The organism is Flavobacterium sp. Flavsp81, assembly GCF_059491325.1.
Genome location: NZ_CP168505.1, coordinates 5,064,857 through 5,088,773 on the forward strand (window position 1 = coordinate 5,064,857; position 23,917 = coordinate 5,088,773).

Annotated in this window: 20 protein-coding genes; 15 read left to right on the forward strand and 5 right to left on the reverse strand. The window is 32.7% G+C overall.

All coding sequences use genetic code 11. The features are described from left to right. The first annotated feature begins 199 nt into the window (after positions 1–199). From ACEN92_RS21010 to ACEN92_RS21035, 6 genes are all read left to right on the forward strand, one after another. Positions 200–1,426, forward strand: a complete 1,227-nt coding sequence (locus ACEN92_RS21010; RefSeq protein WP_495640275.1) for an RHS repeat-associated core domain-containing protein — start codon at positions 200–202, stop codon at positions 1,424–1,426. After that, positions 1,389–1,760, forward strand: a complete 372-nt coding sequence (locus ACEN92_RS21015) for a hypothetical protein (protein ID WP_495640276.1) — start codon at positions 1,389–1,391, stop codon at positions 1,758–1,760. The genes ACEN92_RS21010 and ACEN92_RS21015 overlap by 38 nt, the downstream gene beginning before the upstream one ends. A 144-nt stretch (positions 1,761–1,904) precedes the next feature. Further along, on the forward strand, positions 1,905–3,116 hold the full coding sequence (locus ACEN92_RS21020) for an RHS repeat-associated core domain-containing protein (RefSeq protein ID WP_495640277.1): 1,212 nt from the start codon (positions 1,905–1,907) through the stop codon (positions 3,114–3,116). 11 nt (positions 3,117–3,127) lie between these two features. Then, positions 3,128–3,721: a hypothetical protein gene (locus ACEN92_RS21025; RefSeq protein WP_495640278.1), complete on the forward strand. Its 594-nt coding sequence runs from the start codon at positions 3,128–3,130 to the stop codon at positions 3,719–3,721. Positions 3,722–4,180: 459 nt separating this feature from the next. After that, entirely contained in the window at positions 4,181–5,365 is a 1,185-nt protein-coding gene (locus ACEN92_RS21030; protein ID WP_495640279.1) for an RHS repeat protein, read from the forward strand. A 12-nt stretch (positions 5,366–5,377) separates the two neighbouring features. Continuing rightward, positions 5,378–5,947 (forward strand): hypothetical protein, encoded by a 570-nt coding sequence (locus ACEN92_RS21035; protein ID WP_495640280.1) that lies wholly within the window; start codon positions 5,378–5,380, stop codon positions 5,945–5,947. A gap of 608 nt (positions 5,948–6,555) precedes the next feature. Here the strand turns inward: ACEN92_RS21035 and ACEN92_RS21040 are convergent. After that, positions 6,556–7,695 (reverse strand): glycosyltransferase family protein, encoded by a 1,140-nt coding sequence (locus ACEN92_RS21040; protein WP_495640281.1) that lies wholly within the window; start codon positions 7,693–7,695, stop codon positions 6,556–6,558. A gap of 176 nt (positions 7,696–7,871) precedes the next feature. On the opposite strand from ACEN92_RS21040, the gene ACEN92_RS21045 reads away from it, so the two are divergent. Next, positions 7,872–8,645 (forward strand): glycosyltransferase, encoded by a 774-nt coding sequence (locus tag ACEN92_RS21045; RefSeq protein ID WP_495640282.1) that lies wholly within the window; start codon positions 7,872–7,874, stop codon positions 8,643–8,645. 13 nt (positions 8,646–8,658) lie between these two features. Further along, entirely contained in the window at positions 8,659–9,063 is a 405-nt protein-coding gene (locus ACEN92_RS21050; protein ID WP_495640283.1) for a sugar 3,4-ketoisomerase, read from the forward strand. On the opposite strand, the gene ACEN92_RS21055 is transcribed toward ACEN92_RS21050, so the two are convergent. Both ACEN92_RS21055 and ACEN92_RS21060 read right to left on the reverse strand, forming a co-directional pair. Then, positions 9,050–9,985, reverse strand: a complete 936-nt coding sequence (locus ACEN92_RS21055) for a glycosyltransferase family 2 protein (protein ID WP_495640284.1) — start codon at positions 9,983–9,985, stop codon at positions 9,050–9,052. The two genes, ACEN92_RS21050 and ACEN92_RS21055, sit on opposite strands and share 14 nt — an antisense overlap. A gap of 6 nt (positions 9,986–9,991) precedes the next feature. After that, positions 9,992–10,882 carry a glycosyltransferase family 2 protein gene (locus ACEN92_RS21060; protein WP_495640285.1) on the reverse strand — a complete coding sequence of 297 codons (891 nt, stop codon included), beginning with the start codon at positions 10,880–10,882 and terminating at the stop codon, positions 9,992–9,994. A 92-nt stretch (positions 10,883–10,974) separates the two neighbouring features. Between ACEN92_RS21060 and ACEN92_RS21065 the strand changes: the two genes are divergently transcribed. Next, the gene (locus tag ACEN92_RS21065; RefSeq protein ID WP_495640286.1) at positions 10,975–11,808 is read left to right on the forward strand and encodes a class I SAM-dependent methyltransferase; all 834 of its coding nucleotides are present in this window, start codon (positions 10,975–10,977) and stop codon (positions 11,806–11,808) included. 5 nt (positions 11,809–11,813) lie between these two features. On the opposite strand, the gene ACEN92_RS21070 is transcribed toward ACEN92_RS21065, so the two are convergent. After that, complete coding sequence (locus ACEN92_RS21070; protein ID WP_495640287.1) at positions 11,814–12,497, reverse strand: cell division ATP-binding protein FtsE; 684 nt, start codon at positions 12,495–12,497, stop codon at positions 11,814–11,816. Between the two features lie 240 nt (positions 12,498–12,737). Between ACEN92_RS21070 and ACEN92_RS21075 the strand changes: the two genes are divergently transcribed. The 3 genes from ACEN92_RS21075 to ACEN92_RS21085 all read left to right on the forward strand — a co-directional run bounded on the left by ACEN92_RS21075 (position 12,738) and on the right by ACEN92_RS21085 (position 18,606). Next, a complete protein-coding gene (locus ACEN92_RS21075) occupies positions 12,738–15,752 on the forward strand; it encodes a tetratricopeptide repeat protein (RefSeq protein WP_495640288.1) in 3,015 nt (1,004 codons plus the stop codon). A gap of 91 nt (positions 15,753–15,843) precedes the next feature. Continuing rightward, positions 15,844–16,710 carry a PhzF family phenazine biosynthesis protein gene (locus ACEN92_RS21080; protein ID WP_495640289.1) on the forward strand — a complete coding sequence of 289 codons (867 nt, stop codon included), beginning with the start codon at positions 15,844–15,846 and terminating at the stop codon, positions 16,708–16,710. 138 nt (positions 16,711–16,848) lie between these two features. Further along, positions 16,849–18,606 carry a TonB-dependent receptor gene (locus tag ACEN92_RS21085; protein WP_495640290.1) on the forward strand — a complete coding sequence of 586 codons (1,758 nt, stop codon included), beginning with the start codon at positions 16,849–16,851 and terminating at the stop codon, positions 18,604–18,606. Between the two features lie 177 nt (positions 18,607–18,783). Here ACEN92_RS21085 and ACEN92_RS21090 read toward each other — a convergent pair whose 3' ends face one another. After that, complete coding sequence (locus ACEN92_RS21090; RefSeq protein ID WP_495640291.1) at positions 18,784–19,329, reverse strand: DUF2911 domain-containing protein; 546 nt, start codon at positions 19,327–19,329, stop codon at positions 18,784–18,786. Positions 19,330–19,502: 173 nt separating this feature from the next. Between ACEN92_RS21090 and ACEN92_RS21095 the strand changes: the two genes are divergently transcribed. The 3 genes from ACEN92_RS21095 to asnB (ACEN92_RS21105) all read left to right on the forward strand — a co-directional run bounded on the left by ACEN92_RS21095 (position 19,503) and on the right by asnB (ACEN92_RS21105) (position 23,786). Continuing rightward, complete coding sequence (locus ACEN92_RS21095) at positions 19,503–19,952, forward strand: hypothetical protein (protein WP_495640292.1); 450 nt, start codon at positions 19,503–19,505, stop codon at positions 19,950–19,952. Positions 19,953–20,278: 326 nt separating this feature from the next. Beyond that, positions 20,279–21,955 carry an asparagine synthase B gene (asnB, locus tag ACEN92_RS21100; RefSeq protein WP_007811369.1) on the forward strand — a complete coding sequence of 559 codons (1,677 nt, stop codon included), beginning with the start codon at positions 20,279–20,281 and terminating at the stop codon, positions 21,953–21,955. Positions 21,956–22,169: 214 nt separating this feature from the next. Further along, the gene (gene asnB, locus ACEN92_RS21105) at positions 22,170–23,786 is read left to right on the forward strand and encodes an asparagine synthase B (protein WP_495640293.1); all 1,617 of its coding nucleotides are present in this window, start codon (positions 22,170–22,172) and stop codon (positions 23,784–23,786) included. The last annotated feature ends 131 nt before the right edge of the window (positions 23,787–23,917 follow it).

Consider the following 23,917-nt stretch of genomic DNA (forward strand, 5'->3'; position numbering starts at 1 on the left):
TATTTTATTTTTAAATTCTACAAATGTTCTTAAAAAATTTATTTTACATTATGTTGTTATAAGTTTATTCTTGGTTGTTTTGTTGTGCTTTATTTTTTGATTATTGAGTTCTGCGAAGAGTTCTCAAAAATGATGCCCTCAGCTGGCGCGAGCAGAAATAACCGCAACGGCTAGCGTGATGCACTGAAATCTGGCTAAATTGCAAAAGAATGGTGTTGCCGTAACCTTGCCAACCAATGGTACAGGAGCAGCACTGATGATGCTGGACCGAGGTTATACCAGTCATGAGCATTTGGCTGAGGTGGGACTTATACACATGAATGGTCGTTTATATGATCCTGTTTTACGTTCTTTTTTAATGCCTGATAATTTTATCCAGCAACCGGAAAACACCCAAAATTACAACAGATATGCGTATGTGCTGAACAATCCTCTGATGTACACGGATCCTTCTGGTGAAGCGTATGAGCTTTTGGCAGCTGTAGTTATTGGTGCTGTAATTGCCGCTACAACTTATACATTAACGGCTTTATTAGCAGATGTACCTTTTTCAATTGGAGGTTTGGCCAAGTCAGCTGTTATTGGAGCGGCAAGTGCAGCAGTGACATTTGGTATTGGTACTGCAGCAGGAAGTTTGTTTACGAATTTCTATTCACAGGCGGCATTTCAGGCAGCAGCACATGGTACTTTTCAGGGAGGTATGACGGCTATTTCAGGAGGTAAGTTCTGGAGTGGTTTTGCAGCAGGAGCATTAAGCAGTATTGCAGCCAGCGCCTGGAGCGGAGGTTCAAGTATGGATGGTTTGGGCAAAAATGCACATGCTATTGCTGGTACTGGTATGAAAGGTATTGGAGCAGGAACTGGAGACTTAGGGATGATTGCTTTTGGTACGGTTTCTGGTGGAGCTGGAGCAGCTTTAACAGGTGGTAATTTTTGGCAAGGAGCAGCTACTGGGCTTGTGGTTAGTGGATTGAATCACGCGATGCATAAAATGGGGGATGACAGTATGTTTGATGATGAATATGACCAACAAGGAAGGAAAGTTACTAAAGAATCTTTAGGAATAAAAAAAGGAGATTCTTCCGAAACTATGATGGGTAAATTAATGAAAGGTATGAAGCCCGGAGATTATATTGATGGTGGTGATTTAGACTTTTTAAATTCTAAAATCGGACTTATTCTTGATAAAGCTACAATGTCTTCTAATGGCACTTTACAATTAGAGAGAACATTTGCAGGAAGAATGGCAGGAGTTGGAACTGATGCTAAATTAACTATTAAGCCACAGACTTTAAATGGTATGAAAGGTTATAATTTTAAACTTACGGGAGTTTCTACAACTAAAATCTATACATCAGGTTTTGTAAATGATAATAAACTATATTTTTATGAAAAAGGCAAGTTATTTTCTGCGCCAATTAATTAGCGATAAGAAAGCTTTAGTATTTTGTTTCCTCATTCTTTTTGTAAATCTTTTTTATCTATATCAAAATAATGATAATTATTTTATTTTTGGTTATGGTTATGGATTAGAAAAAATGTTAAACATAAATGAAACATCAAGCCCTATTATAGATATGAATGCTTTTTTCTTAAGAGCATTTAGTTATCTTGGTAATATGATTTTCTTTAATTTTATTTTTCTAATGATTTACAACCTTATATTTAAGATATCTAGTAAAATAGAAACATTATTTATTTATTCTATGAATATTTTATTGACTTTAGGTATTTTATATATTTATTTGATAATGAGATAATTTGTTTAAATTTTAACACTGAACCCAGCCCCTCAGCAGGCGCGAGCAGAAATAACCTCAACGGCTAGCGCGATGCCTCTGGCTCGTGCGTCTCGTCCTAAAATAAGTTTACATATTTTATACTTAATCCTAAAATAGATTTACATGATGCTCGACCGAGGTTATACGGGTCACGAGCATCTGGCAGAAGTGGGATTGATACACATGAACGGCCGTTTGTACGATCCTGTTTTACGTTCTTTTTTAATGCCTGATAATTTTATACAGCAGCCGGAGAATACCCAAAATTACAACAGGTATTCGTATGTGCTGAACAACCCTTTGATATATACGGATCCTAGCGGTGAAGCATATGAGCTTTTGGCAGCTGTAGTTATTGGGGTTGCCATTGCCATTACAAGTTACACATTGACGGCATTGTTAGCGGATGTGCCTTTTTCAATTGGAGGTTTGGCTAAGTCAGCTGTTATTGGTGCGGCAAGTGCAGCAGTAACATTTGGTATTGGTACTGCAGCAGGAAGTTTGTTTACAAATTTCTATTCGCAGGCTGCATTTAGTGCAGCTGCTCATGGCACTTTTCAAGGGACTATGACGGCTATTTCAGGAGGTAAGTTCTGGAGTGGTTTTGCAGCAGGAGCATTAAGTAGTATTGCAGCCAGCGCCTGGAGCGGGGGTTCAAGTATGGATGGCTTGGGCGAAAATGCGCATGCTATTGCTGGTACTGGTATGAAAGGTATTGGAGCAGGAACTGGAGACTTAGGGATGATTGCTTTTGGTACGGTTTCTGGTGGAGCTGGAGCAGCTTTAACAGGTGGTAATTTTTGGCAAGGAGCAGCTACTGGGCTTGTGGTTAGTGGTCTGAATCACGCCATGCATCAGATTGAACAAAAGAAAGATTTAGACGCTTTTGCAAAAGAGAAATTTGGTTCAGATTATAAAACTAAATATGGTGTGAAATCTCTTAAATGGGGAAGTCAAATGCCTAAAAAAGGTATTATGACTAGTGATGGATTGGCTAAGTATAATGTTAATTCAGAAATGATTACCGTTGGAGATGATGAAGCAGGAGGAATTAGTTTCAAGGGTACTACTTATATTTCAGATGGTGTCAGAAATTATGGATCAGAATTTTTACAAGTAACTATGGGGCACGAATTTGTGCATGATTATCACAATAAAATTTTTAATGGTAATTACAATCACAATACTTCCGAATATGCCGCATATAAGTATACAATAAATTATATGAAGAGCAGTATTAGCTTAAAGCAAAATGTCGACACATATATGAATATTCAACGTAATTATTCTAATGGTGGAAATAAATATAATAAAGTACCTGGTCTTTTACCTTAAATAAAATTTCTATGAAAAAGTTAATATATATAATCTGCGCTTGTTTTTTAGTAATGAGTTATAAACAAAAAAACAATTTTCAAAGTATAAATTTCTATTATTTAGGATATGAAAGAAAAACATACTTAAATAATTTTGTCTTACTTCAATTTGAAATTGAAAATAATACAAATGATACGGTTTATTTATCTCAAAAAAATATTTACTTAAAGGTTTTTAAAAACAATAAAAATATTCCTGAAGATAATCCTCCAACATATCTCCCTTTTATTAGACCAACAAAAGTTAAACAACTTAAATGCGAAGAGAAAGAAAAATATGAAAAAAAGATTGAAGAATTAAAACTAAAATTTGCTAATAAACTTTATAATAAAAACTTCGGTTCAACTCTTATTTACAAAAAATATAAAGATTTTATTATTGAAAGTATAGTTCAAGATTGTATTGTTTTAATTCCTAATGAATCAATAGATTATAATAAGGGTTTTTATTCAAAATCATTTGACAAAATTTGCAAAGTGAGTGCAAAGTATTCAGATAACAAGGTATTTACGTATTTTGTAGATGATAATGGAAAAAAAATAGAAATTAATAACTCTAAATGAGTTTAACCAAAAAACCTCGCAAAATTTTGCGAGGTTTTTTGATTTTTATAGTAGCTATATTTTTAGCAAAGGAGCCTTTAAATTTCTTTTGAGTTAGAAAAGTATCTACCATTTTAAAGACCATATTTTTTTCTTCGGGTTCGAGTTCCTGAATCAATTTAACTTGCCTCGCTATGCTAAGAGTTCATATAAAAGGCTCAATATCTCTGACTTTGAAATTTTTTTTATGTTTTTCTAAGTGGTAGATCCGCTAGAAGTCTTCTGACTTTTTACCAAGTATTCTTAAATAATAATAATGATGATTAAGATACAATTGTTGACAAAAAATATTATCTTCATCGTGATTATTTAGGAAGCATTATTGCTATTTCTGATAATACGGGAACAGGAGTAGAGAGAAGGCAATTTGATGCCTGGGGGATCTGGCCAGATTGCAAAAGAATGGTGTTGCCATAAACCTTGCCAACCAATGGTACAGGAGCAGCACTGATGATGCTGGACCGAGGTTATACCAGTCATGAACATTTGGCTGAGGTGGGACTTATAGACATGAATGGTCGTTTGTATGATCCTGTTTTACGTTCTTTTTTAATGCCGGATAATTTTATACAGCAGCCCGAGAATACCCAAAATTACAACAGGTATTCGTATGTGCTGAACAATCCTTTGATGTATACGGATCCTAGCGGTGAAGCATATGAGCTTTTGGCAGCTGTAGTTATTGGGGTTGCCATTGCCATTACAAGTTATACATTAACGGCATTATTAGCGGATGTTCCTTTTTCAATTGGAGGTTTGGCTAAGTCAGCTGTTATTGGTGCGGCAAGTGCAGCAGTAACATTTGGTATTGGTACTGCAGCAGGAAGTTTGTTTACAAATTTCTATTCGCAGGCTGCATTTAGTGCAGCTGCTCATGGCACTTTTCAAGGGACTATGACGGCTATTTCAGGAGGTAAGTTCTGGAGTGGTTTTGCAGCAGGAGCATTAAGTAGTATTGCGGCTAGTGCGTGGAGTGGAGGAGATACAATTACTGATAATGGAAATTATACAATGTCCATAACAAAGCATGCAGGTCTTGGTGCAGGAACTGGAGACTTAGGTATGATTGCTTTTGGTACGGTTTCTGGTGGTGCAGGAGCAGCGCTTACTGGGGGTAATTTTTGGCAAGGTGCTGTTACTGGGCTTGTAGTTAGTGGACTGAATCATGCAATGCATAAAATGGAAGATGAAAGTATGTATGATGAAGGAGGACAAGGTGAACAAGATGGAGAAGGTGATCAAGAAGATCCATCTGCTAAAAAACCTTCATTGGAAGATTTGAAAAAAAATCCACCAAAACATCCAGATTATAAGTCTCCTAAAAGTGGAGATAGAAAAGTGAATCATCCTAGAGGTAAGGGTTGGATTGATAAAGATGGGCGAACTTGGATTCCTGATGATCACGGCGGAACCCATGCTCCGCACTGGGATGTACAGCCTAAAAAAGGACTTGGTTATGAAACAAAATATCCAATGTCTTTAGTAACGCCAAAGAATGTAGCAATTAGTGTTGGGACGGTAACTGCTGGTTATGTAGTATATAAGATAGTTGTTGCGCTAGCAACATGGGAGTGTTTTGGATGCGGTGTTGTACTTACACCATAATTAAATAATTTTATGATAGATTTTAATAAGAAAGTAAAAGGACTTCTTCCTTACGATAGAAAACAGTATATATCACGAAAAGAATGGTATGGGGTTTCCTTTCAATTACCTGGTGTTTTTGAAGGAAAAGATATTGGTTTAGATACATATTTGGAAGCTTATGAAGATTGGTTTAAAAGTGTAATCTCTAAACTAGATAATGGTTCTCAATGGATTGTTAATCATGATTTTATAGATGAAGATTGGCTTCCTAATAAACAGAATAATTTAAAGACTTTACGATCTTTATTTAAACAAACTAGCATTCCAAATACATTTATTGGCGCTTTAATTTTTACTACGGATGATTTGTTAAAATTTTCAAAGGATTTAATTTCTTATCCTTATGCTGTATTCAATAAAAAAGAACTTTTATATAATAATTTAGATATTTCACACAGTGAACTACCATTTGTTATTAAAATATCTGGACATTTAAATATTGACTTATTAAGTACAGACATAGAACTTTTAAGAAAAGTTGTAAATGAAAATTCTTTAAATTGCTTTATTGTAAAAGAGTATCGAGGGACTTCATTATGAAATTACAATTTGATTATAAAAATAATAAAACCAACTGGTGCTAGTCTGTGACGAGTACTTACTTAAATTAGAATATAAATTTAGCGTTTGCGGCTATTTAATTAAGGAGTTATCTTTAGGAAAGAGTAAATGTGATCTATCTAATCCCTTAGCTGGCGAGCAGAAATAGATGTAACGGCTAGCGCGATGCCTCTGGCTCGTGCCCACAATGGAATCTGATCGCTCAAATATGCTCAACGGATAGCGCAGAAATTTTTTCCATGCCGACAAAGAAACTCTATAAAGTATATAAAAGTAAAACCTCGCAATTTGCGAGGTTTTTTGTGTTTTATAGTGAAGCTACATTTTTCTAAAAAAAATCTTTAAACTTCTTAGTAGTAAGCATTTTGTCAATTATCTTAAATAGTGCTTTTATCCTCCAGATCCTCTCGCTCTAAGAATAGTTCTTATGAAAATTACGCAAACGTTCTCTAGACTTTGCGTAATTTTTTTTATGCTCTTGTAAATGATAATCTCCTGAAAGTCTCCCGACTTTTTACTAAGTGTTTAAAAAGTAATGATTAAGATAATAGCTGAGCTGAGGTAAAAGAGTGAGATATAATTGTGAGCTAATTGTTTCCCCAGGTATCAAGATACTTTTGAGCAATTTTCAGATAATTATGTTCTTTTTCAACAAAGGCTCTGGCCCGTTTGCCAATCGCTATTATTTCATCAGGATTTTCAATTAAATAAGATAATTCATTTACCAGATAATCAACATCTGGTTTGGCATTGATACAAACTCTTTCGGTTAATTTATAATAATCTGTAAAATCTTGTTCAGCACCAGTAAATACTACTTTGCCTTTAGCCATCGCCTCGAGGGCATTATAACCCTGATCCCGACTGAAAGCTTGGTCTAAAAGAATATGAGCTTTATTGTAAAGATTAATATAAATAGGATATGGTACTGTATTAGTAATTATTATATCGACTTTATCCTGATATTTTTCTTTTATAATTTTTAAAGATTTTTCAAAATAAAAAATTCCTTTTTGATGATAACTGTATTTGTTGATACCTAAAAAAATAATAATTTTATCTTTACTATGAAGCTCTTTAAATTCTAATTTGGTATGGTCAATTGGATAAGGAATAAAGCTGGAAAAAATAGGATAGTTTTTAGTTGCATCCAGATAATCAAAATCAGTAGCAATTAACCCATCAAAAGTATGCATCATATACTTATGAATTTTGATATGTCCTTTTTTTAAATAATCATAAAACCAGTTGAATTCATTTGATGGTTTTGAGTTTTCCAAAGACGGTTGATAAATGGATTTGTAATTTTTGTTTTCAATATAAAATTTAAGAGTCATATAATCTAGCCCACATGATACTAAAAATATACGTTTATTATATTTTACTATTTTTTTTATTAAATAAAGTTCTATACTTCTTGTTGTTTTTATAGATGATTCGTTAACAAATTGTACTATATCATAGTTTTTTAATTTAGGAAGAAATAAATAAAAACGAATACCAGATTCTAAACTTGCTAAATCAAATTTTAATAATCTATAGATGGCTTTTCTAGGGATAGTAAAGATTTTTTTTTTAAAGATTTTTGGTTCATAGTCGTAATCAACAGGATAGCATCTGTAACCATTACTATTTCCTGTTAAAAAAACTTCGTGACCTAATTCGGTTAGACCTTTTTTTAAAGAATTATGTAAAAGGCTATATTCTCCAATAAGTAGAATCCGCATAAATTATATTATTTTGAAGTAAAAATAACAAATATATAAGAATCTGATAGGAAGTAACATAAATTTGAAGACACAAATGAAATGTATAGTATAATAATAATTTACATTTGTTTAAGTAGATGAACCAATTGAAAGATATTTATACTATTAGCGATATTGAAATTTTAATTTCAACAATGAATCGAGACTCATTAGATTTTTTAATGCGAATGTTTCCGTTTTCGCATTTTTCTAAATTTTCAATCTTAATAGTTAATCAAACCCAAAACGAAAAAAAATTAACTTCTGATTATTCGAATATCAGGGTCATAAATTCGTTTGAGAAAGGATTGTCTAAGAGTAGGAATTTGGCGTTGGAAAATGCATTTGGGAAAATCCTTGTTATTGCTGATGATGATGTAGTCTATCAGGAAGGATTTACTTCTACAATAATTGATATTTACAATAAATTTCCCGAGTCTGCAGTAATAAATTTCTGTGCTATAAATTCAGAGGGAAATTTAATGAAAAAATATCCTTTGAATTCTAAAAACAATTTGAATGCTTTTGATATTTTTAATACGAGTTCTATCGAAATGACATTGAACAAAGTAATTTTGGATACAGTCAAAATTCGATTTGATGAGAATTTTGGACTGGGAGGGATTTTTGAGATGGGAGAAGAAGCTGTTTTTCTATTTGATTTAAAAAGAAAAAAGAAAAAACTTTTTTTTGAACCTCAGGTAATTGTAAAACATGAAGAGCTAACAACTTCATATAAAAAAAGTATAACTGAAAGATATTATATCCAAGGGGCCATATTCACCAGGATTTTTAAAAGAAATTATATTTTTTGGATAATTATCAAATTGATTTTTGATTTAAAACAGAGTAAATTAAGATTTGGCAATATTAATACTGTCCTTAGAAGTGCCAATCAGGGACATTTAAAATTTGAAACCATACAATAAAAATAAAGTATAAATGAATGTACAAATTATAGCGATACCAAAAATTGAAGAGCGAAGAGGTAATCTCTCTGTAATAGAGAATGATACTGTTCCTTTTGATATTAAAAGAGTTTATTACTTATACGATGTGCCAAGTGGTGCTGAACGTGGCGGTCATGCACATAAAAACCTGCAACAGTTTTTGGTGGCACTAAGTGGCAGTTTTGACGTAGTTTTGAATGATGGAAACGAAGAGCGAATTATTACTTTAAACAAGCCATATGAAGGTCTGTTGATCAATTCCGGCATTTGGAGAGAGCTTCAAAATTTTTCTTCGGGTTCGGTTTGTTTGGTAGTTGCTTCGGAAGTTTATATCGAAGACGATTATATCAGGGATTTTGATGAATTTATGTGTTCAAAAAAATCTATTGATAAATAGAAAAATTAAAACCATTTTTTCTCAAAAGTTTTTTTAGTTTTAATAAAAAGATAAGTATATACCGAGGTAAAAAGTATATGACTTTGGTTTTAAAAGAAATATTTTCTTTTAAAATGTTCTTAAATAATTCTTTTGACTTTTTGTTCTCCCCGGCAATTTTATATTGCAAAGCATATTCTATTCTGTAAAGATCAAGATATTTTTTTAGGCTTGGATTACTTTCTTCCTGTTCTTTATAGTCATTAAAATCTTTTAATTTTTTGTCCAGTATTGGGGTTTTTGAAAGGCTGTCCTCAATGTAATGTAAGTAAGATGCCGTAACTTTATTGCTTATTGCGACAGGATAATTTGATGCAATTCGAATCCACATATCAACATCTTGTCCGCTCGATATGGCAGGTTTAAAGTAACCTGTTTTTTTAAATACATATTTAGGGATTACAATTGACGATGATGTAGAAATTGGATAATTTAAACCAGCTTTAAAATAATCCGGAATAATACCTTCAAAATCCGCAGAAACCCCATTAAATTTCGGAATGTAATTTTTTCCATTACGAAAGACTAATTGATAACGCGAAGCAAAAATCCCCACATTTGGAAAATTTTGAATTAAAGTTTTCAATGTTTCCAAATGATTAGCCATCCATAAATCATCTGCATCCAAAAAAGCAATATAATCACAATTTGCTTTTTCAATTCCAAGATTTCTGGCTACGGATGCCCCTTGATTTTTTTGGTTGTAAAGCTGTATTCGGCTGTCGTTAAATTCCAGTACCTTTGCTACGCTATTGTCTGTGGATCCATCGTTTATTACAATAATTTCATAATCTGTAAAAGTTTGGTTGAGAACACTTCTTAAAGTGTTTTCAATATAATTGGCTTTGTTGTATAGTGGAATAACAATAGAAAAAAATGCCATAATTGATTATTTTTTTAGCGTGCAATAATAGCCCAACTTATAGATATCGAATAGAAATAAGGAAGGATTTTCAGAAAGTAGATTAGTCCTGATATTAAATTCCAGTTTTTTAAAAATATAAGAAGTAAATTTAACAAGCATTAATTTATGTAACAAATTATGTGTAGTGACAATTTTACTGTCTATATGATCTATAATTTTGGAATCAACAATAAATACCAAATTCTCCAAAGCTGTTTTTGTTTTTTCCAGAAAAAGAACAGAAGTTTCCAAATCCAGATGAAAAGCAGGGTTTTCTATATGGCAGACCTGAATGTTTTTTGCTTTTAAGGCAGCGAGAAAACATAGATCCTCATAACCATATTCTGTTATTGAGTCATCAAACGAATTATTGATAAAAAGTTCTTTGTTTATCAGTAAATTAGAAGTTAATGCACGATTGTTCGGTTTTTCTTTCCTGGCCTTTAAAGATAGGGATTCTCTTTTATTTCCATAAATCCACCGAAGAAGATTTTCTTTTTCAGGCCTTTCTTTTTTATATTTTATCCCGCCAAACACTATTTCATGTTCCGGATCTTTGGTACTTAGGATATACTTTTTTATAAAATCATTTTGCGTGGGGAATGTGTCACAATCTAAAATAAGCAACCAATTATATTTTGCTTTTTCAGCCAGCGAATTGATATTTTTTCCTCTTCCAAGATTGGAGTTGTTTACAAAGAAGAAACAATTTTCAATAGTATTTATGATTTGATTTTCAGTGTTTAGTGTAGAAAAAGAGGCATCATCCTGAACTATAATTTCAAATTGAATTCCGCATGAAATACATTGTTCCTTTAATTCCAGAACTAAAGGAACAATATTGTAATTATAAGCAGGAATAAGTATCGAAAGCATTAATTGTTCTTTTTTTAAATATATTTGTAAAGGAAATGTTTTTTATTAAAATAGTTCCAAAATATTATCAAATTAATTTCAAAACAAATTAAATGAGTTTAAGATCTGTTTATTATGCTATTTCGCCAAGATCAAGATTTATTGTTAGGAAAGTGTACTATTTACCCATTGATATTTTTGACACTATTTTTAGACGTAAAAACAAATACGTTCCTAACAAAGGGGATATTTTTATCGGATCAGGTGATTTCCTGGCACAAGGTAAACATCATCTTGAACTTTTAAAAAAGTATGGTACTTTAAATCAAAATCATGCTGTACTTGATATAGGCTGTGGTATAGGAAGAGCAGCTGTTCCGCTCACCCAATATTTGTCAAAAGAAGGTAAATATGAAGGATTTGATGTGGTTAAAAAAGGAATTGAATGGTGTAAAAAGCATATCGCAAAAGATTTTCCTAATTTTAATTTTCAGTATATTCCCTTAAATAATGACTTGTATCATTTTACAGATAAAAAAGCTGAGGAATTTGTATTTCCTTATGAAAATGATTCCTTTGATACCGTTTTTTTGTTTTCAGTTTTTACGCATATGCAGCCTTTGGAAGTGCAAAATTATCTGAATGAAATTCACAGAGTTTTAAAAACAAACGGAAAATGTCTCGCTACTTTTTTCTTGTATGATAATCAAATTGAAAACAAGATTTCTAATAAAGATAATGGAATGAGCTTTCCTCATGAAAGAGAAAATTATAGATTAATGAATGAAAAAGTTCCTTCAGCAAATATTGCTTTTAAGGAAACTTACTTAGATCAAATGATGCAAAACAGTCATTTAAAATTAGAAAATAAAATATATGGAAGCTGGTCAAAAAGAACTTGTGAAGGTTTATTTGATTTTCAGGATATTTTAGTATTTTCTAAATAAGAGTTTTAGACAGATCGCTGTACCACTTCAAAAATTCTTTCATCCTCACATTTTAATGTTTTAGATGGAAATTTCATTAGCAATGCATAATCGTGAGTGGCCATGATAACGGTTTTTCCGTTGGCGTTGATTTTTTTCAAAACCTCTAAAACTTCTGAACTTGTTTGTGGATCCAGATTTCCTGTTGGTTCATCGGCTAAAATAAATTCAGGGTCATTCAATAGGGCTCTTGCAATAGCAACACGTTGCTGTTCACCTCCTGAAAGCTGATGTGGCATTTTATTCATAAAATCTTTCATGCCCACTTTGTCCAAAACTTCATCGATCTGATGTTGCATCGCTTCTTTCTCAACCCAGCCGGTTGCTCTCAGAACAAATAACATATTGTCTTTTACTGTTCTGTCGGGAAGCAGTTTAAAATCCTGGAATACAATTCCAATTTTACGTCTCAAATATGGAATCTGATTTTCTTTCAGGGTAGCTAAATCAAATTCAACAATGTGTCCTTCACCTTCAGAAAGGGGTAAATCACCGTACAGGGTTTTCATGAAACTACTTTTTCCGGAACCTGTTTTTCCAATTATATAGATGAACTCACCATGTTGAACATCTAAATTAATATGTGATAAAATTTTTCTTCCTTCCTGGTATATAGTGACATCTTTAAGAGATAGTACGATTTCTGACATAATAAATTTGATTTGAATGTAAAAGTAATAAGTTAACGGTTGGATTCAAAATAAATTTCAATCATTTCTAAAGAAAACCTTTAAAAAAAATAATTGTTTCAGAATGTTTGAGAACCAATATTTTGGGCTTTGAGAAGCTGTTAAATAATAACTGTTAAAATATTTGTTCATAATAAATACATTAAACATTTCGTTATAAAGGTTATAAAATGATACATTTGAATACTAAATATAATCACAATGCGTAAACTTTTCTGGTTCTTTTTTCTACAAATTCTCTTTATTTCGACCACAGTTTTGGCACAAAAATCGGCTATCTACACTTACGATTTAAAAGAATTTGATAAGGCACTGGCTTTATATAACGACAAACAATACGCTTCGGCACAGCTTATTTTTGAGCATGTAAAAAACGAAGCAACGACTGAAGAGGTCCAGTCAGATTGTGCCTATTACATAGCAAATTGTGCTATCAGGACCAATCAGGCAAATGCAGATGCTCTGATGGAAAAGTTTGTAGATGATTATCCAACAAGTACAAAACAAAATCAGGCTTATATAGAAGCAGCTCATTTTTTCTTTGAACAAGGCGATTACCCAAAAGCTTTGCAATGGTTTGATAAAGTCGATGAAAGTTATATGAGCAAGTCAGATTTGGATAAATTTAATTTCCAGAAAGGATACAGTTATTTTAATGCTAAAAAGAAACAAGAAGCTACAGCCTATTTTAACAAAGTGGTAAACTCTCCTGAATTTGGCTCTCAAGCCAAGTATTATTTAGGCTTTATGGCTTATGAAGGAGATGATTACAAAGAAGCCACCAAATATTTTGATGAAGTTTCAGGCGAAGAAAAATACAAAGAAAAGCTTTCATATTATCAGGCTGATATGAATTTTAAATTAGGAAATTTTCAAAAAGCAATCGATTTGGGACAAACAGCAATGGCTAAATCAAATGCAGTTGAAAAATCGGAACTGAATAAAATTATCGGAGAAAGTTATTTTAATTTAAAACAATATGGTAAAGCAATTCCGTTTTTAGAGCAATATGCAGGTAAAAAAGGAAAATGGAATAATACTGATTTTTATCAGTTGGGTTATGCTTATTACGAACAAAAAAATTATGAAAAAGCGATTTCTCAATTCAATAAAATTATTGAAGGCAAAGATTTTGTAGCACAAAACGCCTATTATCATTTAGGTTTGGCATATTTAAATACTGGTAAAAAACAAGAAGCCTTAAATGCTTTTAAAAATGCTTCCGAAATGGAGTTTAATGCTGATATTCAGGAAGACGCAGCTTTGAATTATGCCAAATTGAGCTATGAAATTGGAAATCAATATCAGACGGTTCCCGGGATCCTGCTTGATTTCCTGAAAAAATATCCAAATAATTCAAGTAGACCTGAAGTAGAGAAATTATTAGTTGATTCTTATATTTCTTCTAAAAATTATAAGGAAGCTTTGGTTTTATTAGAGAAAAACAGAACTCCGGAAAATAAACCAGCCTACCAAAAAGTACTTTTTTACAGAGGGTTGGAATTATATACTGAAGCTAATTACTCAGAGGCATTAAAAATGTTCAATGGTGCCGTTAAAGAACAAAAAAATCCTGAAATTACAGCCAGAGCCACTTTCTGGAAAGCGGAATCTGAATATATAACTGATGATTTTCAGGCTGCATTATTAAGTTACAAACAATTTGCAGGTTTGTCTGAAGCAAAAACAACTGACGAATACAAAAACATCAATTATAATATTGGGTATACCTATTTTAAATTGAAAGAATATGATCAGGCAGCAAGTTCATTTGAGGCGCAAATCAATAATTCAAAAGAGGATAAAGTGCGTTTAAATGATTCTTATTTGCGTTTGGGGGATTGTAGATTTGTAAATGCAAAATATGGTCCTGCGATGGAAGCGTATGCGAAAGCTATTAATGCAAAAGGAGTCGACGCTGATTACGCTCAGTATCAAAAAGCAATTTCGTACGGATTTATGTCCAAAAATGACAAGAAAATTGATGAACTGAATAATTTCCTTCTCATGTATAAAAAATCATCTTACAGGGATGACGTTTTATATGAGTTGGCAAATACTTATGTTGCCGATAAAAAGAATGATCAGGCACTTAAAACTTACGATCAGTTAATTTCAGAATTTAAAAACGGTTCGTTTACTTCAAAAGCTATTTTGAAACAGGGTTTGATTTATTACAATACAGATCGTGATGAGCAGGCTTTGGTGAAATTCAAAAAAGTAGCAGCCGAATTCCCAAAAACACCTGAAGCATTGGAGGCAGTTTCTACAGCAAGATTAATTTATGTTGATTCAGGAAAAGTTGATGAGTATGCAACGTGGGTTCGTACTCTGGATTTTGTTTCAGTTACAGATGCAGAATTGGACAATGATACTTATGATGCCGCTTTTAAACAATACAGTCAAAATAACAGCAAACAGGCAATTGTTGGATTTACAAGTTATGTAAGCAAATTTCCATCAGGAATACATGCGCTTGAAGCTAATTTTTATCTGGCACAATTGCTTTATGCTGAAGGTTCAGAAACTAAATCAGTTGCAAATTATCAATATGTAATCGATCAGCCAAGAAATGAATTTACAGAACAAGCATTAACGAGATTATCTCAAATTTTCTTAAAAGCTAAAGATTGCGATAAATCAATTCCGGTATTGGTTCGTTTAGAAAACGAAGCAGATTATCCTCAGAATAAAAGTTTTGCCCAGGCTAATTTGATGAAATGCTATTATGACAAAAAGGATTATGACAATTCAGTAGTGTATGCAGACAAAGTATTGCAAAATCCTAAAGCAGATGCAAACGTAAAATCTGATGCGCAAATTATTGTAGCACGTGCGGCAATGCAAACCGGAGATGAAAATAAGGCAAAAGCAGCCTATGCTAAATTATCTGCAACATCAAAAGGGGAACTGGCTGCAGAGGCATTGTATTATGATGCTTATTTTAAAACCAAGGAAGGCAAATTTGAAGCTTCGAATGTAGCAGTTCAGAAATTGGCCAAAAATTATTCAGCTTTTAAATATTACGGAGCAAAGAGTTTGGTTTTGATGGCGAAAAATTTCTACGGATTAAAAGACAGCTATCAGGCAACTTATATTTTGGATAATGTAATAAATAATTTTACTGATTATCCTGATGTGGTCGAAGAAGCGAAAAGAGAGCTGGCAGCAATCAAATTAGAAGAATCAAAAACGAATTCGTCGATTACAAAATAAGAATAAGAATATAGAGAAAAGAATATAGATGAAGTACAAAAGTCTATTTTCTATGTTCTTTTTTCTATTCTCTAAAAAAAAAAAAGAAGAAATGAGTTTACCTTTTTATATAATTGATGTTTTTGCTGAAAATAAATATGCCGGGAATCAATTGGCGGTTTTTTTAGCTGTTGGAAATAGTGCAAGTGCAACAGAAATGCAGCAAATTGCCCGCGAAATTAATTTTGCAGAAAGTACTTTTATAACCAGGCTTGATTCAAAAAATAACATAGCAGAGATTCGAATATTTACCCCTGAGAAAGAAATGCAATTTGCGGGTCATCCTATTATTGGGACTTCATGGGTTTTGATGAATAAAGTATTTGAAAATCAGCCAAAAAATATTGCTTTGCAGGTTCCAATTGGAGAAATTCCGATCCACGAATCAGAGAATTTGATTTGGTTAAGGGCTGCTCAGCCAGAATTTTGGGATACTTTTTCGAAAAATGATTTTGAGTTATTCAGCAATTTAAAATCAGATGATTTTGAAGATAAATATCCAATTCAGGAAGTAACCACAGGAAGTGCTTTTGTGATTGTTCCGCTTAAAAATAAAAAAGTATTAGAAAATTTGATTTTAGATAAAGACAAAACGGATAAATGGTTAAAATCAAATTGTAAAACAAACCACAGGGCTTTATATTTTTATTATTTAGAAGAATCAAAAATAATCAGCAGAATGTTATGTGTGGAAAATAATCAATTGGTTGAAGATGCTGCTACAGGAAGCGCAAGTACTTGTCTGCAGGCATTTCTTTTAAAATATCATTCAGATAATATTAAAACAATTAATTATCAGGGAGATTATATTCAAAGGCCTTCGCAGATTTATTTCAATGGAAAAAGGTCAAAAGATAATTTTGAAATAGAAATTGGAGGAAAAGCCCAGTTTGTTGCCGCAGGTGAGTGGGAAGTCTAGGGTAAGAAAATAGAACAAGGATTATAGAAAACAGAATAAAGATTAAAGAATAAAAAACAAAGAGTTTGGAAAGAATCAGGTTGCAGGCAAAAGTCTATGTTCTATATTCTTTTCTCTATACTCTCAAAAAAAATAAATATGAAAATTAATTTCCGGAATAAAACTATCATTTTGATTTTGCTGTTTGTTTTTCAGCTTTCGTTTGCACAAAAGAAAGAAGAAACTATTGGTACTGAAACTGTAAATGTGGTAAAACCTTATTCGCCAACTATATCAGACGCCTTTAAAGTAAAGGAAACTCCTTCGCTTGACGATACAGGAAATCAGCCTAAAGAAACTATTAAATACAGTATTTTGTCAGTTCCAGTAGCATCTACTTTTACACCTTCAAAAGGAAAAGCAGAAGGCGTTGAAAAATCAAAACAAGAGCGTTTGTTTAGTAATTATGCAACTTTGGGAGTTGGGAATTATGATACTCTTAATGCTGAATTGTTCGTAACGCAGGATTTAGGAAATAATGATTATGTGACAGGAATGTTTCGTCATCATTCGTCGCAAGGTGGAATTAAAGATGCTCTTTTGAATGATGAATTTTATGATACGGCATTAAATATTGGTTATGGTCAGAATAATCGCGATATGTCATGGAATATTGATTTAGGATATCAAAATCAAATATATAATTGGTATGGCTTGCCGGCTGATTTTGGTTCGACTTTACTTCCGGAAGATCGTTTTGATTTAATAAATAAAATTAATCCGAATCATTCTTATAATACTATTTCTTTGGGAGGGAACACGGAATTTAACGAAAGTATTTTTAGTAAAGTAGCAACTAAATTTACGCACTTTTCGGATAGTTTTTCTTCTTCAGAAAATCGTTTTTACCTAAAACCGACTTTTAAAGTTGATGTAATGGATCAGTCAGTTAATACGAATGTGATTATTGACCACGTAAGCGGAAGTTTTGAAAATAATTATTTCCAAACAAATACAGGCCCTGTAAAATATAGTTTGACCAATTTTGGAATCGAGCCAAGTTTTGTAGTTAATGAAAATGACTGGACTTTAGAATTAGGAGCAGGATTGTATTATGCATTGGATTCTGAAAATAGCGGAAACAAGTTTTATATTTATCCAAAAGTAAATGCTTCATATAAATTGGTTGGGGATTTAATGATTTTCTACACAGGTGTAAATGGAAGTTTAAATCAGAACTCATACGCTGATTTTGTAACTGAAAATCCGTTTTTGTCGCCAACATTAATAGATATGAGACCATCAAGTACTCAATATAATGCTTTTGTGGGTTTGAAAGGGAAGCTGGCTAACAATGTAAATTATAATTTGACAGGTTCCTATTTGAATGAAAAAGATAAAGCCTTGTTTAAAAGCAATAATTATACAGAAGATTTTTCAAACCAAAATTACGCTTACGGAAATTCTTTTGGAGTTGTTTATGAAGACATCAGGACACTTCGTTTTTATGCAGAACTAAAAGCTGATTTTTCTGAAAATGTTACTTTCGGAATTAACGGAACTTTTAATAGCTACAAAACCGATGCACCCACAGAAGCATGGAATTTGCCATCAATGAAATTGAGTTCTAATCTGGATGTAAATATAACCAAACAATGGTATGCGGGTTTAAATGTTTTTTATGTGGGGGAACGTAAAGATATGCAGGCAAATACCGATTTGGCAACAGATCCTGTTTTAGTTACTTTAAAAAGTTATTTTGATGCCAACGCACATTTAGGATACAAACACAATGAGCGTTTGACTTTCTTTTTAAAACTAAATAATATCGGAAATCAGGCTTACGAAAAATGGCTAAATTATCCTGTGCAAGGATTTCAGGTGCTGGTTGGAGCGAATTATAAATTTGATTTCTAAGATTCCCAAATAATGATGTCACCCTGAGCGGAGTCGAAGCCCTTTTCGGTTTACATGCCTTCGACTTCACTCAGCCTGACAGAAAATAAACTTTAGATTACAAATCTCAAACTTAAATTATAAAAAAAAGGAGCTTCCATAATTTTGGAAGCTCCTTTTTTTGAACTCAAAAGTCTTTTATTCTGTAAATGGAATTGCAACTCTTGCTTTATCCCAGCCTAAATTTAAAACAATACCTTTGTCCTCTTTTGTGAAAACCATTGAGAAAGCTTCTAACGATTCATTAGCTTGGGTTATTGGAACTTTTAATCTTGCCACATCATTGTCTGCTTTATAAGAATAAGACCCCCAAACATTTAAATCTTTACTTACGATGAGGGTAAAAAAATCTTTTTCAGGAAGAGCAAATAAAGTATAAGTACCGGCTTTAATTTTCTTGTCACCTAATTTCATATCCTTGTAGAAAGTAATTTCAGTAGCTTCATTAGCACCCAGTCTCCATACTTTTCCTTCAGGAACAAGTGTGTTTAAATCACGCCCTTTGAGTTGGGGTCTGCTATAAATGACTTTCACTATTTTGGCAGCATCTTTATAATCATTTGGATATGAAGCTGCATCCATTGGACTTTTATCTAAGTCCGGAAATTTTTGAGCATTGATATTTGATGATAAAAGCATTGTAATACCAAAAGCAATTGTCGTAATAATTGTAGATTTTTTCATAATGATTAGTAAATTAATAAGAGTAAATTTATAGATTGTTTGTTGAAAAAACTCAAAATAGGATGTTAATTTTTCAACCGGGGAGAAAAATCGAATCATTTGCTTATAACTTGTTTTGCTGCTGCGAAAAACCTTTGCATCTTTGTAACTTAGAACCTCAGTACCTAAAAAAAATGACTTTCAAACAAAAAATACATACTCATTATTTGCAAATGGTTCAGGATCGGATAGATGTTTTTAAAGACATGATTTCGGCTTTGACTGAAGATTCTAAAAATGATGCCAAAGGATCTGCCGGTGATAAACATGAAACGGCTTTGTCGATGATGCATATCGAACAGGAAAAATTAACCAATAAACTAAAAGAAGCGATTGCTCAAAAAGCAATTTTAGATAAAATAGATGCTTCAAAAACTACAGAAAATATTATCTCCGGAAGTCTGGTGAAAGCCAACGGAATTTTTTTATATCTAAGCGTGGCACTTCCTAAGATTTCAATTGATGGGATAAATGTTATTGCCCTTTCTGCACAATCTCCTCTTGGTTCTCATCTGATGGGAAATAAGGCAGGTTTTCAATTTGAGATTAATAAAACACATTATACGATTGAAAGTGTTTCGTGAATTTCTTTTCAGGTTATTATGGAGCAAATGCATTTTTTTGACACTTTAGAATTGTATGCTTGATGATTTTTTAGTGTTTATGAATTATTACTGAATTTAATTTAAACTTCTGTTTTGAAATACTATGATTTGTATCTCTTTTTAAGCCGAAATTGAAATTTTCAAGTATAGCTCTTTTTTTAATGTTAAAATTTTACATTTTATATGTAAAAACGCTTTTTGAGTTTTAAATTATAACTTAAATGAATATTTATGTTTTTCAATTATAACCATTACTGCATCTTTGCCCTATCGAAATAAAATTTATAAAATAAAATATAAGAATTATGTGTGGAATTGTATGTGCCTTTGACCTGAAACAAAAAGCCGAAACTTTAAGACCTCAAGTATTAGAAATGTCTAAAATCATTCGTCACCGCGGACCGGACTGGAGCGGTATTTACAGCAATGATAAAGCAATCTTATCTCACGAGCGTTTGGCAATTGTTGACCCGGCTTCAGGAAAGCAGCCTTTGTTTACTGAAGATAAAAAATTAGTTTTAGCTGCAAATGGTGAAATTTACAACCACAGAGAATTGCGTAAACAATTTGAAGGTAAATATAACTTTCAGACTGAAAGTGACTGTGAAGTTATTTTAGCACTTTATAAAGAAAAAGGGCCTCATTTTGTTGATGAAATGAATGGAATCTTCGGATTTGCGATTTATGATGTAGAGAAAGATGAGTATTTTATCGCTCGTGACCACATGGGAATTATTCCATTATACATCGGTTGGGATCAGGATGGAACTTTCTATGTAGCTTCAGAATTGAAAGCTTTAGAAGGATATTGTACAAAAATTGAATTGTTCCCTCCGGGACATTATATGACAAGCAAAGATGGCGAATTTGTACAATGGTACAAAAGAGACTGGACAGAATATGATGCTGTAAAAGATAACGAAACAAGTATTCCTGCTATTAAAGAGGCATTAGAAGCTGCTGTTCACAGACAATTAATGAGTGATGTGCCTTACGGAGTATTACTTTCAGGAGGTTTAGATTCTTCTATTACTTCGGCTGTAGCCAAAAAATATGCACAAAAACGTATTGAATCGGATGATACTACAGATGCGTGGTATCCGCAATTGCATTCTTTCTCAGTAGGATTAGAAGGTTCTCCTGATTTAGCGGCGGCACAAATTGTAGCAAAACATATCGGAACAATTCACCATGAAATTAAATTTACAATTCAGGAAGGTTTAGATGCTGTTCGTGATGTAATTTATAACCTTGAAACTTATGATGTAACTACGGTTAGAGCTTCGACTCCAATGTGGTTGATGGCAAGAGTTATCAAATCTATGGGGATAAAAATGGTATTGTCAGGTGAAGGTGCAGATGAGTTGTTTGGAGGATACTTATACTTCCATAAAGCGCCAAACGCAAGAGAATTCCACGAAGAAAATGTTCGTAAATTAGGGAAACTACACATGTACGATTGCTTACGTGCCAACAAAAGTTTGGCAGCCTGGGGAATTGAAGGTCGTGTACCATTCCTGGATAAAGAATTTATGGACGTGGCAATGAGAATCAACCCACAAGATAAAATGATCAACAAAGAACACCCGATGGAAAAATGGGTAGTTCGTAAAGCTTTTGAAGATATGTTACCGGAAAGTGTAGCATGGAGACAAAAAGAGCAATTTTCTGACGGAGTAGGATATAGCTGGATTGATACATTGAAAGAAGTAGTGGCAGAAGCAGTTTCTGATGAGCAATTGGCAAATGCGAAATATAAATTTCCATTGCAAACGCCAACGTCTAAAGAAGAATATTACTATCGTTCCATTTTTACAGAACATTTCCCAAGTGATGCAGCAGCATTATGCGTACCTCAGGAAGCAAGCGTTGCTTGTAGTACAAAAATTGCTTTGGAGTGGGATGAAGCTTTCAAAAACATGAACGACCCTTCAGGAAGAGCTGTAGCAAGTGTGCATGATGACGCTTATCAAAAAGCATAAAGATAATATTTTGAGTTTGTAATTTGGAAAACGTTCTCGGCTTGAGAACGTTTTCTTAGTTTATAGAATTGTTTAATTGATTTTATTTTGTAAGTTTAATCGTTTATTATTTAAGTGTTTATTTAATTTTTTATATTTGAATCTTGCAGAATGAATTATATTTTTTTTCTAAAAGAAGACAAATTGAAACAAAATAATAGTAAAAAAGAATAGTATGTCTGGAATATTGGCCGTTATTGGTAAAGGAAAAGACCCACAACTCGTAAAAGAGCTTTCTGGAAGAATGTCTCATCGGGGTCCTGATGAAAGTGATTTGCATATTATGGAAAATGGCAGCATTATTTGTCATGAAAGTTTGTCAATTATTGATTTGAAGTCAGGTAAACAGCCTATTCAGGGAACTAAAAATGCCTGGATGATTCATGATGGAGAAATATATAATCATCAGGAATTGAAAGAAGGGATTTTAAAGCATCATACATTTAGAACAAAGTCAGATTCAGAAGTAATTGTGCATTTGTTCGAAGAATTTGGATATGATTTTTGTAATATGCTGGATGGTGATTTTGCTTTTGTAATTATTGATGGTGATGATTATATAGCAGGCAGGGATCCAATCGGGGTTAAGCCTTTGTATTATGGATTAGATGAAAGGGGGAGGATTTATTTTTCTTCAGAAATGAAATCAATTGCAGATCAGTGTAAATCATTTTCAACTTTTCCTCCAGGGCATTATTATACAGCTAAAACCGGTTTTGTAAAATATTATGATCCTGAATATGAAGATCATGAAAATGCGAATCAATCCCTTGATTTAGATTTAATTCGTGAAACGCTGACTGAAGCTATTCGTAAACGTTTGATGAGTGATGTTCCTGTCGGAGTATTGCTTTCAGGTGGTTTAGATTCGTCTTTAATAGCTGCAATTATTTCCAGATTATGGGCTGAAAATGGCAAAAAACTGCATTCGTTTTCCATCGGATTGGATGCAGATTCTCCTGATAATAGCGTTGCTAGGAGAGCTGCTGAATTTTTAGGAACAGAGCATCATGAAATTCATTTTACTATTGAAGAAGGTGTTGAAATAATAGAGAAAATTATTTATTATATTGAGACCTATGATATTATTTCGGTAAGAGCCGGAGTACCTATGTATTTATTATCAAAAGCTATAAGTGAAAAAGGAGTAAAAGTGATTCTTTCCGGTGAAGGAGCTGATGAGATTTTTGGAGGTCATTTGTATTTTAGAAATGCGCCTTCAGCTGAGGAATTTCAAAAGGAAACAATTGAAAGAGTTCAGAAATTATTTACCGCAGATATATTACGTGCAGATAAATCGACAATGGCAAATAGCTTAGAAACCAGACTTCCATTTTTGGATAAAGAATTTCTGGATGTTGCTATCCGAATCAAAACTGAAGAAAAACAGCCAAAAACATATGATGGTGTTGAGAAATACATCTTAAGAAAAGCATTTGATACGCCTCAACAACCTTATTTACCAACTGAGGTTTTATGGAGACAAAAAGAACAATTTTCGGATGGAGTAGGATATAGCTGGATTAATGAGTTAATAGAATATTGTTCGGCTCAGGTTTCAGATGAGCAATTGGCCGGAGCAGCAGCAGAATTTCCATATAACTCACCAACAACAAAGGAAGCTTATTTTTACAGATCTGTTTTCCATAAATATTATCCACAAACCAGTGCTGCGCAAACCGTTAGAAAATGGATACCGAAATGGCAGGATAACCCTGATCCAAGCGGAAGAGCAAATTCTGCTCACGTAAAAGCTGATACTGAGATTGCAAAATCAGGAATAGTTGTTTAAATTCGAATAATGAAATTCCAAATTCCAATTTGGAAACAAAATAAAAAAATCCGAAACTACATTTCAAATGTTTGTTTCGGATTTTTTATGCAATCTCAGGTTTTAAATTTCTTTGTTTTTAAATTGTATTT